Here is a 13275-nt window from a genome sequence, read left to right on the forward strand (position 1 = left end):
CGTCATTCTCGGGCGTGTCCCGAGAATCTCAAGCAGCCTATAGATCGAACCTGTCACCTTTCGATCTCTCCCAAACCTTTCCATCACGAATCGGTCCATCACCATTTCCTTTCACCACCATTCCCCACGTGCACCGTGCCTGTCACGCACGCTGAGGGGTTCCTCCCCCTTTCAGTGGACAAAGAGAGGGCATTCGCTCAAAAAAGAGCGTTAAAAAGAACTCTTAAGAGTTTGCTAGACTCTCTTAATTTAAAGGGACGGAAGGAGAGGAATTATTGAAGAAGATTGAAGGCTTTTTAAAGGCCTTCAAGGAAGAAAACATCATCTCTGACCATCTACTTATAGACTATCACAAAACGATACATTTTTCAAGAAAATTCAGTGCGATTATCAAATTAATAATCATGTTAAATCAACAACTTAACAAGAAATTATGCTTATCCATTTTATCGTCTATTGAGATAAAGAATTTTGTCGATTTTTTCGCGTATGGGCTGCTTTTTTAGCTGAGGCCGATCGCGCTTCGGCAGAGCGGTTGGCTTGCTTGTGTCCCCCCTTTTTACCGCCTTTTTTGGCAGGAGAAATATCTTTAATCGCCTCATGGCCAGAACCGCCTTTTGCACCACCGCCATGCATCTTATTCACGGTTGCCCAGGCTCTTTTTTTTGCTTCATTTTCCGGAACACCTTTTTTTTCATATCCTTCTTCGATATGTTGGGCCTCACGTTTTTGTTTCGCTGAATATTTAGATTTACTTCCACGAGACATGATTTTTCTCCTCTTTTCAGGGATCGATTATCACGTTGATTAAGATTTATCATTAAAGAAAAATGTCGCGTTTTGAAGGGGCATATTGAGGAATTTTTCAACTCACATGCTTAAAAAAAATAGAACGCAGATCAAATGATCCACGTTCCAATTTTTCTTTTAAAGCCTACAATTTTTAGTTTGTTGGTTGAGCAGGATAGATAGAGACAAGATGATACGCACTTGATAAGTCTCTCTTATTGGCATAAATAAGTTTCAACTCTTTAGTGCTTTCGTGAGAGTGATCATTCCAATATTGTCCAATCGGCTTTGCTCCACTACACTTAAAATAACAAGCTCCAGATCCTTCAGGATCTCCTCTTCCACTTTCAACTTGAGCACGATCTACAACACAGTTACCACTGATGTAAGTAAAGATGTGATCAGCATCACCAACGACACTAAAATCAAATTGGACTTCACCTCTCTTGGGTGCTTGATTTCGACTATCATACATATGTTTAGTCGCAATTTTGTATGAAATATCATTAAAATTTCCTGCTCCATACTTATGGATGTTAAGTGCATCTCGGCACCCTTCAGCCGTCCCTAAAGCGGGTTTACTTGGAACTGATTCAGAAGATGCATTTGCAATATTCAATCCTCCCAAAACAATGAGAGAAGAATAAAGCATCACTTTTTTAAAATTCATCATAGAAGCCTCCATATTAATAATTTTTTCCATAGTTGACATCTAATATAATTTCTAAAAAAAGTTAAAATTCTGCTAAAGATAAAAAACTCTCAAGACTAAAAATATTTAGTCAAGTAAAAACAAAATATTATATTTCAATTAAAGTTTTTTATTTTCTCTTGAATTCTTGCAATATGAGGAGAATCTTTGGGGAAGTAGTCTTTTACAATTTTGAATGCTTCATTCAAGTAGTTTAATGCTTGAGTCCGTGAACTCTCAATTTGTTGATGATCTTTCTTATCATAAGCATCCTTTAATTTTTTAAGATATAAATCACCTAAAATTTCCAAAACAGTATAACTTTCAGGATGGTTATTGAGCTCAAATATACCTAATGCCTTATTAAGGTAATTTTCAGCCGCATTGATATCTCCTTCTAAAAGATGCGTTTCTCCTAGTTCTCGCAATACAGCGCCAACTTTAATATGATTGTGGCCATAATGTTTCTCAAATATCTTTAAACTTTCTTTAAGGTATTTTTTTGCTTGGTTATACTGACCTAGCTTTTTATAGAGGGCTCCTAACTCTTTCGAAACCCAACCAATGCGAGTATCTCTAGGATCATTTTCTTTGAGCATTTTAAAGCTTTTTCCCAAAGATTTCTCTGCCTTTTTATACTCTCCTAATTCTCTATGAATTGCCCCTAGAAATAAAAGGGGCCAGGCATTTTCAATATGATCTTTAGGATAATATTTTTCATAAATTTTTAGATTTTTCTCAAATCGTATTTTTGCTTTTTCATAATGGCCTACCTCTCCATAAACTCTTCCTAAATCCCTTTCAATATGTGCAATATCCATATAATTTGTGGGGTGATACTTTTCATAGGTCGCTAGACTTTCTTCCAAAAATGATTGGGCCTTTTTATAGTTTCCAAGATTTAAATAAATTATCCCAATCTGGCTTGAAATAAAGGCGATCTTGTGATGTTTTTGAGGAGAATGTTTTTCATAAATATCTTTGCTCTCCTCTGAGGTAACTCTTGCTTGTTCATACTTTCCTAAATCTTTGTAAGCCCATCCTAAAAACATTAACAAGTCAGCAATTTTATGCTTCTCTTGAGGAGGGTATTTTTTATAAATATTTTCTCCTTCTTCAAGGACAGTCCTTGCTTCTTTAGGATCTCCTAGCTTTATATAAGAAATTCCTAGATACTTTAGGACCTCAGCAAGGAGTTGATAAGGTTTCTCCGTATAAGTGTTGAAAGATCTCCGAGTATTCTCAAGTATTGTCTTGGATTTGGTGTAATCGCCAATACTGTAATAAATCGCGCCTAAGTTTGCCGCTACAATATCTTTGATCTTTGTGGTTAAGAAAGGGTGACTTAAAAATTTCTCACAATGAATTACCATAAGTCTCATTTTATTGGAATCAGCTCGATCTATCGCATGAGTAATAAACTCAGCAAACGCATTTGCCATTGAAGTATACAGTTGAGGTTGCTTTTCTAAATGTAAAGCTCTGGTAAGATAGTTTTTTGCAATTTGATGAATGGTTCTATGAAAAGAAATGGTATGAACCGGTTTTGATTCCTCTTGTATCAATGAATATTTTTTTAAATTATAGAGGAAATTCTCTACCTTTAAGTCGTCTTTATATTTAGTTAACAATTCTTTGGGGATACTTTGTGAATCAAGGAGACATATAAAGAAAAAAAGCTCTTTGAATTCAGGGTTCAAATTTATAACTTCTTCTAAAGATGGGGCAATAATTCCATAATGCTTTTTGTCGTAATCAGTAGTTTCAGTGGTAAAGTCTTTCAGTTCTCTTTCAAAATCTTTGCTACAAGAATTCATTCTTTTTAGATATTCTTCATATGTGATTTTTTTAACTTTCATATAATTCGCTGCAACTGAAATATATAAAGGAAGGGGGAGTATATTTTGTAAAAAGTTTATTGCTTCTTGCTTTTGTTCTTTTATGAGCTTTGCCGAATCATAACCATAAAGAATTTTACTGAAAATTGTTAAACTTTCATCCTGACTTAATTCTTTAATATAAATAATATTATCTGGATTTATATAGCTTGCATTTTGAATATTATCATTTGTTGTGGTGATGATGACTTTTCCTGATCCCCAGGCATCAACGTCAGATTTTTGAGGAAAATATTCTTTAATTTCAGAAAAATTTTCCACATTATCGTAAATCAAAAGCCAATTACTCTTGAGTTTTAAATGACGCATCACAAAGGAACAGATCTTCTTTTTTTGTTTCTCTAGATTGTAGTTATTTCGAATATACTTAAGCTCTTTTTTCTTCTCTTTTGTTTTAGCTAATTCATCGGCAAAATCTTCAAAGGAATTGATAAGACTTTCTTTTGTTTCTGCATTGATTCTCCCAATGTCAGATAATTTTTGTGAGTGGTCGCGAGCATATATGTGGGCAAGAACTGTTTTACCTGCCCCTCCCATACCCACAAGAGTGACAGTTTGAATTCCGTCTTGAGAAGTAAGATTTTTATCAATATTTTTCATCAAGTTAGGACGCTCCAGACGTACTTTATCATCCGGGATTCGAAGCTCAGGTCGAACGGGAGCGTTCTCTTCAGTGGAAGATATCTGTGTCTGATAAAGAAAGGCTGAAGCTAACAATAAGATAATGATTCCACTTAAAACAATAAGACTATTCCTAAACATCCATATTTTAGAATGCAAAGAGAAAGCTACTTCTTTGGGAAAGTTTGGTCCTTTGTCATCTTTAAAAGTAAAATTGTGTTCTGACTTAATTGACGAAGAGAGTTTCTCGAGCTGACTCTCCGCATAAAACTTCTTTAACACTTCCACACAGGAAGCAAAGTAAGTTTTCCCCTCTCTAAGATCGATAGAATCAGAAGGGATGTCTTTCACCTCCTTATCCAAAAGAATAAGAATTTCCCGTTCTAAAAACTGACCGCTATTCTTTGGTAAAAGTGTGAGGGTATGAAAGCTTTTTTCGCCCTCTTTCTCCTCACTGACGATTCTTATTCCTGCCAATTTGAGATGACTCACCAAGAGGTTAAGAAGAGAAGATTTATTCCCGTAAGTGGAGGCAAGGTCTACTTTAAGATCGGGGGTATTTTCGGAAAATTTCTTTGAAAGGTCTTTGAGCTGTTTCTCAAACTCATTTTTATGAAGAAGTATTAGATAGTGTTGCTTCAAGAATTCATAGTGAGGCGATCTTTGAACAAAAGCAATAATATCTTCTTGGATGCCGCCGCCAATTCTCTCGCCAATGCTTTTTTTATGGGCTTCTAAAGTTTTAACTTCGATATCGAGAAGAGAGGAAATTGTCTTTCCCGTTCCACCGCTAATCAAGCATGCAATAATATCAATCTGCCGTGGGGTGAATTTGATCCCTTTAATGACAAGCAAACCTTCAGGATAAAATTCTGGCGGCAATTGCGGTAACTTGAGCTTATCACTTGGCATAAAGGCATTTCCTTAAATGGAGGCGGCTGCTTCTATCTTTCTCTCAAAAGATTCCTTCAACATGCCAAACTATCAACCTCAGAGCAAGCTGTTTTCCATTCCCCTTAAGGGGCACCCTTACACCTATTTCCCCAATATTTCTCTGCTGAATTATCTCACATGATCAAGGTGTTACTGCAAAGAACCAAACGTTTGGAGCAGGAACAAAATAAGAAGATCGCGGTGATCTTCTTATGAAGACCTAAGAGAGGCCGCTACCTCTCTCAGGTTTGTCAATAACACCTATGACAATGGAGATTATAAATGACTGTATTAACTTATAACAAGTTTAAAAGACAAAAGATCGCTCTAACATCACTTGCTTTCTTAATGTTGGGCTCTTTACCTATAAAGGCTTCCGATGTTTTTGATGAAGATAACGCAAAGGGGCATCCATATACCCTACTTTCTCAAGAAACTGGAGAAGAGAAAAAATATAACCTTGTTGGCGTGGCTTTATTTTCAGGAACAGACCCTTTCAGTTATGGAATTAAAGTCGTAACGGGTAGTAAGGTTTCTCACGTAGGAGTTATCTTGGCAGATGCTGATGATGAAAATACTTGGTACTGCTTTGAATCCACAGGCTCAGCAAGTGAAGTTCTACAGGGAAAATATCCTCATGTACGGACGACACTCTGGGATAAAGTCGTGACTGAGTATGATGGGAAGATAAGCTATAGGCTTCTTGTATTTGAAGATCAAGATCGCACAGAAGCAAAGCGCGTCACGAAATTTGTCGAGGATTATGATCATAAATCCTATACAAAGAATCCTTTTAGATTGCTTATGGCTCTCTTCAGAGCGAATACGGAATCTAGATCGAAGATCTTAAAAACAGCTTTCTGTAGTGAGCTAACAGCTAAGATGCTCATGGATATGGGTATCTTAGATAGAGGTATCGCTGGTAACTATATTCCTAAGGACTTTACCAGTAGTAAGAATGTTCCTTTAACTCGAGGAATCACTTTAACACCTGAGTTCAAAGCAAATAAAAAATAAAGTAGGGCTCACCTAAAAACCAATAACCCTGTCATAATCTGGCAGGGTTATTGTGTTTTCATAATGATAATTGTTCACAGACATCAACACTAGATATTGACAAAATTTTCTTTCTACGTACTATATGTGGTGTTCATGGTGCATTATTTAGTAATCTCTAATGCTTAAAAGGGAATCCAGTGCGACATATTTTCAATTCTGGAGCTGCCCCCGCAACTGTAAACGGTGAGTCACCTCATATCTACGCCACTGGGGAACTGGGAAGGTAAATAAGGTTGGCAACGACCCGTAAGTCAGGAGACCTGCCAGAAACAAATTTGCAACCATCGGGCGGGGCGCACCGGTTGAGGGTAATAGATGCACCTTTGTGTCTTCGCTTTCAAGCTCTCCTGCCTTCTGACTAAAAAGGGTCCACATGCTAACTAACGCCTATGATTTCGATCGCAACGGTAATCTTGTCGCTTACGATCCTACTAAAAAAGTCTTACATTTTCCGGAAACACAAGAACAAAAAGAGCTTTATCGCAAAGCCTCAATTCCCCCTGTTAAACCAAGGATCAATATCAAAGAATTAACCCTTGATGAATCACGCGATACCTTGCTGACTGACTTTGGGAAGGCAACCCTTGAAGATCGATATTTACTCGATAATGAAAATTATCAACAGATGTTTGCGCGGGTGGCTTGCGCTTATGCCGATGACACCGCTCATGCTCAGCGCCTCTATGATTATATGTCACGCCTCTGGTTTATGCCTGCAACCCCAATCCTTTCTAATGGGGGGGCAAAACGCGGCCTTCCCATCTCTTGTTTTTTAAACACTGTCGATGATTCTCTTGATGGAATTGTTTCAAATTGGAATGAAAATGTTCTCCTCGCGTCGAATGGGGGAGGTATTGGGACCTATTGGGGATCTGTCCGAGGGGTGGGAGAATCCGTTGGTCGAGCTGGAAAAACGTCAGGTATCATTCCTTTCGTCCGCGTGATGGATTCGTTGACACTTGCCATTAGCCAAGGAAGCCTCAGACGAGGTTCTGCTGCCGTATACTTGGATGTTTATCATCCAGAAATCGAAGAATTTTTAGAAATTCGCAAGCCTTCTGGTGATTTCAATCGTAAAAGCCTAAACCTTCACCATGGCATCAATTTAACCGATGAATTCATGGAAGCTGTCCGGGATGATAAAGAGTTTGCCCTTCGCAGTCCCAAAGATCAACGCGTCATCCGCCATATAAATGCGCGTCAGCTCTTTCAGAAAATTTTAGAAACCCGCCTTCAAACAGGCGAACCGTATTTAATATTTATTGATACCGCCAATAAATCTCTCTCCAAGCATCAACGCGAGCTTGGGTTGAAAGTAAAAATGTCGAATTTATGTAGCGAGATATTACTGCCTACCGGCCCAGACCAGCATGGAAAAAACAGAACTGCTGTTTGTTGCCTCTCTTCTTTAAATGCAGAAACATGGGACGAATGGCATAAAGACCCGATGATTATTGAAGATATCCTGCGCTTTCTTGATAATGTCTTACAAGAATTTATCGAGACCGCGCCAGCAGGAATGGCACGCGCAAAATACTCTGCAATGCGAGAACGTTCCGTGGGACTCGGTTTGATGGGTTTCCACTCCTTTTTACAATCTAAAAGCGTCCCTTTCGAAAGTGTGATGGCAAAATCATGGAATATAAAGATGATGCGTCATATTCGTCGCTATGCGGATAGTGCGTCTGTCGTTTTAGCTGAAGAACGAGGAGCTTGTCCCGACGCGGAAGAGCGCAACATTAAAGCAAGGTTCAGTCATAAAATGGCCATCGCCCCTACCGCAAGTATTAGTATCATCTGTGGTGGAACATCAGCCTGTATTGAACCAATTCCAGCAAACGTTTATAATCACAAAACACTTTCTGGAAATTATGTCGTCAAAAATACATATCTTGAAAAATTGCTTGAGAAAAAAGAAATTAATACAGATGCGACGTGGCAATCGATTGTAGAACGTGAAGGATCCATCCAACACTTATCTGAGCTTTCTCAAGATGAAAAAGATATTTTTAAAACGGCTTTCGAAATTGACCAACGATGGGTTATTGAACTTGCAGGTGACCGAGCCCCTTTTATCTGTCAGGGACAATCTCTCAATCTCTTTTTACCGGCTGATATTGATAAATGGGATCTCCTCATGCTGCATTGGTCAGCCTGGGAAAAAGGGATAAAGAGCATTTATTATCTCCGCTCTAAATCCATCCAGCGCGCGGAATATGCAGGGGGGGATGGAAAAGAAGAGCAAAAGCTGGAAATGAAACAAACAAATTATGAAGAGTGTCTCTCATGTCAGTAAATTATGGTTCTCAAAATCCTTTCCACCTCCAAGGTAAAGAACTTATTGGTCTGCTTGAGACTTCTGGCTCTTATAATGTCGAACGTTACCCCTGGGCCTATTCTGCCTGGAAACGTCAACAGCAGATTCACTGGATAGGGGAAGAAGTCCCCTTGGGTGAAGACATCAAGGATTGGAATGGAGATCTATTAACTGAAACCGAACGCAATCTTCTGACCCAAATTTTTCGATTCTTCACGCAATCTGATATTGAGGTTAGCAATAATTATTTCAAACGATACATCCCTATCTTTCAGCCCCTTGAAATACAGATGATGATGGCGGCCTTCACGAATATGGAGACAGTTCATATTGATGCTTATGCCCTTCTTCTAAAAACATTGGGGATGCCTCAAACTGAATTCCAAGCATTTTATGATTATGCTGCAATGCGAGCTAAAGCTGATTATATGAAAAGCTTTGGAACTGAAACCTGCGCTGATGTCGCCCGCACCCTCGCCATGTTCGGAGCCTTTACTGAAGGTATGTCGCTCTTTGCTAGCTTTGCCATGCTCATGAATTTTCCTCGTTTCAATAAAATGAAAGGAATGGGGCAGATTGTGTCTTGGTCCGTGAGAGATGAAAGCTTGCACTGTGAATCCGTCATACGTCTTTACCATGAATGGGAAAATGAAACGGGCTCAGTCACAAAATCAGTCGCAGATGACATCATCAGTGTAGGCAAAACAATGGTCGACTTAGAAGATAAATTCATCGACCTTGCTTTTGAATTAGGAGAAATCCAAGGCATGACCGCCGATGATATCAAATCCTATATTCGATATATTGCGGACTGGCGATTAACCCAGCTTAAATTAAGACCCTGTTATGGTTACTTCACCGGGATAGCTGGAGAATATAAACAAACAAAAAATCATCCGTTACCTTGGTTAATGGCTATGTTGAATGGGGTTGAACACGCAAATTTCTTTGAAGCGCGTGCCACAGAATATTCTAAAGCCGCCACAAAAGGCGAATGGCACGGAACGAACGGCGTCTGGAAAATGTTTGAGACGAATTTAATAAACAGATGAGGTTTAAAGAGATAAAGATTTAAACTTAATAATTGGCTAAGCATATACTGAATATTCAGAAAAATATTTTCTCTTGATTGCTCCAAAATTTATCTAAGCGTTCTAGATTATCCTGTCAGCCCAAATATTTGAGCACTGGAGGGCAGAATGAACCCTTGAGTACTATCACCATAATTGACGGATAAACCACAAAATTGACTTGAATGAGGAATGAATATTCCTAAAGGACCAGAAGTTTTTTCAGGTGTATCTCCTGAGAGAAGTCCCCTTTGTGGAAGGTCTTCTTCATCATTATGTCCATAATATTTTTTATGAAAATCTAAAGTATCTTTATCTAAGTCTTTAATTGAATACAGAAAACTCTTTGGAATAAAAATAAATTTTTCGCAAGGTTCCTCAAAACTTAATTTCTCACTTTCTGCTGCTTCTGTCTCAGAAATATCGATACACTCAATACGGCTTTTTAATAAAAGATCAATTATGTTTGCTTCTACAGAAGTGCCCGATAAGTTTAAAAAATTTATAGGGAAAGAAGTTCTATTCAATTCATTTAAAAGAATTTCTACACGTCTTGAACTTATAGAAATATCACCTGATAAATCTATCGAAAGAGGCGTATTTGTATGATATTTACTTAATTTTTCTTGAACATCTTTAACAAAAGCAAGCGTGTCAAAAATGTGTGGAGGGTACTTTTGACCGGCTTTAATGGAGATAGAACCATCCTCTAATTCTTTAACAACTACTGACGAATATCCTTCATTCTGCCAAGAAACAAAAGTGATTAAAACTAAAGAAATAAAAAATTTTGACATGTTACGCTCCTACATTTGATATTGGACAGGAATTCTAACAATACCTTTCCAAGGATGGATATCGCTCGGTTTCTCTTCCCCAGATAAACGTTTAAAATCCTCCAAATTCAAAGAGAGATCGGTAATATCAGAAAAATTCTCTACCCCATTATTCTTAAAAATCTCAGAAAAAGATATTAAAAATGGAGTTCGAGATATTGGAGTTCGAGATATAGAATTATAACTCAGTTCTTCACAATTCTTACATGTACTTTTATGTGTATAGAGGAAATAAATTAACGTTATCTCTGGAGGAGATATTGTTTCTTCTAATTTGCTCCTATTATGTTCAATCCAGGCAGTAAATAAAGTCTCGGAATGTTGCTCTTTTTTAGGATTAGGGCCAAGAGAATTAGGGCGAAAGCGGTCTAGACAAGTACGAATATCTTCATCACTTTTTATATAGTCTTCTAGTGAAACTCCCAAAAAATGAGAATATTTTTCTACTTCTAACCGTGTCAGTTCGTCTTTTATCTCTTGTGAAAGAATATGATCCATAAAAATTTTTCTTTGGGCATTTTCAGGATCTAAATAACCATTTTCCAAAAAAGCTTTCCATACATCCAAGACTGCTTGAGTTGTATTCTCTAGAAGATTAGGAAAACTATCTGCCTCAGTAAACTTGTTTAATTTGTTCAATAAATCTTTTTCTTCAGAGGACAAGGCAGAAAGAGGGACAGGATTTTCTGGTTTAATTTTTTTTATTACCTCTTTTACTGCACCTAAAAAACGCTCCATTTCACCAAATATAACTTGAAATTTATCGCCAGACTTAACTTTAGATAAATCTAAATCGAAAAGAAATTTATCGAGAGCTCTTTCTTTTAAGAAATCAACCGATAAAAGCTTGCCAGATTTGTCAGTAGGCCATGCTAGAAGGTGAAAATCTTTATCTTTCTGAATATACTCCTGCTTCCATTGATCTACAGAGGAATTCGAAGCTACTATAGGTTTTCCATTAGAATCTGACAATGTCTGAAAAGAAATTTGAATTTCACTCTCCCTTAGAAGAATTCTTAGAATTCCAATCGAACAAAGGTTAATACTCTTTTCGATTTGAAAACGACCTCTAAACCTACTTTCTGGAGGAATAAAATAATCTTTATTTTTCGCATAAAAATCGTCCACCACTTCCTTTAAAGCTTGATGGTTTTTCCGAATCTCCTGCTCTGATAAGGTAAATTCGTCTGTGGAGCTAAAACACGAACTTCCTGAAAAGAAAATAAGCCATATAAAAGGTAAAAGAATAACCTTAACAGCAAACAAATTAAGAAGCTTTTTTCTTATCATGTTTTTTCTCTTTAACCTCAAATAAAAGTTTCTACATTAGCCCATCAAAAGATTAGGGATATAAAATTATTTACTGTTAACGCTGCTCTTTTTCACAATAACTTCACGAGGAAAAGAATCTCCGGTGGCAATTTTTGAGATATCGAGCTTACATAAATCTTCTAGAGCAGCTTTTTGCTTTGGATCTAATCCCTTTTCTTGAAAAACATATTTTTTAAAAGCATGAAAGAAAAGAGTTCCCTCATCTAAAGTCTTGATGCTCCCCTCTAATCCTGAAAAAAAATAAGGAAAGTCTATCGAATTTAGATGTAGGTCTTGCAAAACTACGCTCCTTCTAAAAGCTGAACGTTCGATAAGAGCCCCTGACATCAAAATAACATTTTGATCGGTAACATTATTATTTTCAATGAAAATTCCTGGGACTAAACCTAAATAGCTTATAATTGGGATATTATGAGACGTCATATAAAGACAACCACTATTCCCTTCTTGAGAAGAAATATAAATAGCCTTTCCTCGCATCATGTTAACAGCAGCTTTAGGAAGTTTTTTAAGGCCTAATATTATTCTGCTCATATAGATACTTCCAAGAGTATAAGGTGAAATAATATAATCTTCTAAAAAATCATACGATATTTTAGCGGCGCTATGATTTGAATAATGGTCTTTTCTTTTTTCTTCATATTTTTTTCCATCAAAAGCATTAGTCTCATCACCAAGGTAATGATAGATTACAGCATTCTCTCTTAAATCGCTTGTTATTTCCCTTGCCCTCGACGTATCCTTTTCATCACCTACGGCTTCAATCGTCACAAAATTCCCCTGATGCGGACGGATAACTACTTGTTTTCCCTCTGCAATACTTTTTTCAGTGGGATCATAGATCTGGCGTGCATCATAAAAAAATTCTTTCTTCTCGCCTACCGCTAAAACAGGGCAACCTGCTAATCTCGCGAATAAGAGAAGATCAAAAACTTGTTTTTTTAGAGCTGTTCCTTTGAAAAGTCCTAGGCTGTCTTTAAATTGGTCATATTCTTCTTGAGAAAGCTCAGAAAAATGTTTTTGGGGGAATTCGCTTTTCTTTAGAGTTGATGCAAAAATAGAGCTAAAATCATCACTTTCATTAGCTTTCATAAATGCTTTTTTAGGATTACTAAACGCTTTTTCTAACTCTTGTGTATTATCTATTAATGAACTGCACCTTCCACTTACTGGCATGATCAATCCCCACCAAAAAAAAGAAACTATTAAATAATTAAGCTTCATTTTTTCCTCCTTTTAAGCAAAAAATTAAAAAACATTCGATTATTAGATAAAAATCCCTTCATTATTAATAGGACAAAAATTAATTCGACTCAATCTTTATTTAGAGAATTCACTCTAAACCTCCAAAACCAAAACATAATCAACAGTGCCACTAAGTTATTCTTTCTTTGCATATAAGCGTGGATTAGAGGCCATAAAACTTGCAGTTCAGAAAAATATATCGACCTTTATCTCTAATTTACAAAATCATTTCATAACTGGGCTTAAAACTACGCGTTCAAAACCACGTTGAAGATAATAACTTAAAGACAATTATTTTTATTGAAAAAATGAATAGGATAAATTTTTGATTTAAATGGCGCGCCCGAGAAGATTCGAACTCCTAACCTTCTGATCCGTAGTTAGAATATCTTATTTTATTTTTTAATTATAAACATTTGTATATTAAATATAATTTATTTTTCTTTTCGATAATCTTATTATTACGGAAGCAATTCGGAAGCGC

At 36.8% G+C, this 13275-nt stretch carries 9 protein-coding genes and 1 riboswitch; of the genes, 3 read left to right on the forward strand and 6 right to left on the reverse strand.

Going from position 1 to position 13275, the window contains the following annotated elements:
- Positions 1-453 precede the first annotated feature (453 nt).
- From J0H12_07360 to J0H12_07370, 3 genes are all read right to left on the reverse strand, one after another.
- The gene (locus J0H12_07360) at positions 454-768 is read right to left on the reverse strand and encodes a hypothetical protein (GenBank protein MBN9413716.1); all 315 of its coding nucleotides are present in this window, start codon (positions 766-768) and stop codon (positions 454-456) included.
- A 175-nt stretch (positions 769-943) separates the two neighbouring features.
- Positions 944-1462: a hypothetical protein gene (locus tag J0H12_07365; protein ID MBN9413717.1), complete on the reverse strand. Its 519-nt coding sequence runs from the start codon at positions 1460-1462 to the stop codon at positions 944-946.
- Between the two features lie 134 nt (positions 1463-1596).
- Positions 1597-4911: a tetratricopeptide repeat protein gene (locus tag J0H12_07370; protein ID MBN9413718.1), complete on the reverse strand. Its 3315-nt coding sequence runs from the start codon at positions 4909-4911 to the stop codon at positions 1597-1599.
- A 303-nt stretch (positions 4912-5214) separates the two neighbouring features.
- Here J0H12_07370 and J0H12_07375 point away from each other — a divergent pair, with 303 nt between their 5' ends.
- The 3 genes from J0H12_07375 to J0H12_07385 all read left to right on the forward strand — a co-directional run bounded on the left by J0H12_07375 (position 5215) and on the right by J0H12_07385 (position 9360).
- The gene (locus tag J0H12_07375; GenBank protein MBN9413719.1) at positions 5215-5949 is read left to right on the forward strand and encodes a hypothetical protein; all 735 of its coding nucleotides are present in this window, start codon (positions 5215-5217) and stop codon (positions 5947-5949) included.
- 119 nt (positions 5950-6068) lie between these two features.
- Positions 6069-6274: riboswitch (cobalamin riboswitch) on the forward strand.
- A 90-nt stretch (positions 6275-6364) separates the two neighbouring features.
- A complete protein-coding gene (locus J0H12_07380) occupies positions 6365-8287 on the forward strand; it encodes a ribonucleoside-diphosphate reductase subunit alpha (protein ID MBN9413720.1) in 1923 nt (640 codons plus the stop codon).
- Positions 8278-9360: a ribonucleotide-diphosphate reductase subunit beta gene (locus tag J0H12_07385; protein MBN9413721.1), complete on the forward strand. Its 1083-nt coding sequence runs from the start codon at positions 8278-8280 to the stop codon at positions 9358-9360. Before J0H12_07380 ends, J0H12_07385 begins: the two co-directional genes overlap by 10 nt.
- Positions 9361-9467: 107 nt before the next feature.
- Here J0H12_07385 and J0H12_07390 read toward each other — a convergent pair whose 3' ends face one another.
- The 3 genes from J0H12_07390 to J0H12_07400 all read right to left on the reverse strand — a co-directional run bounded on the left by J0H12_07390 (position 9468) and on the right by J0H12_07400 (position 12770).
- Positions 9468-10175: a hypothetical protein gene (locus J0H12_07390; protein MBN9413722.1), complete on the reverse strand. Its 708-nt coding sequence runs from the start codon at positions 10173-10175 to the stop codon at positions 9468-9470.
- A gap of 9 nt (positions 10176-10184) precedes the next feature.
- Complete coding sequence (locus J0H12_07395) at positions 10185-11342, reverse strand: hypothetical protein (GenBank protein ID MBN9413723.1); 1158 nt, start codon at positions 11340-11342, stop codon at positions 10185-10187.
- 228 nt (positions 11343-11570) lie between these two features.
- Positions 11571-12770 (reverse strand): hypothetical protein, encoded by a 1200-nt coding sequence (locus J0H12_07400; GenBank protein MBN9413724.1) that lies wholly within the window; start codon positions 12768-12770, stop codon positions 11571-11573.
- Positions 12771-13275 lie beyond the last annotated feature (505 nt).

Source organism: Candidatus Paracaedimonas acanthamoebae, from assembly GCA_017307065.1.
Classification (GTDB): Bacteria; Pseudomonadota; Alphaproteobacteria; order Caedimonadales; family Caedimonadaceae; genus Paracaedimonas; species Paracaedimonas acanthamoebae_A.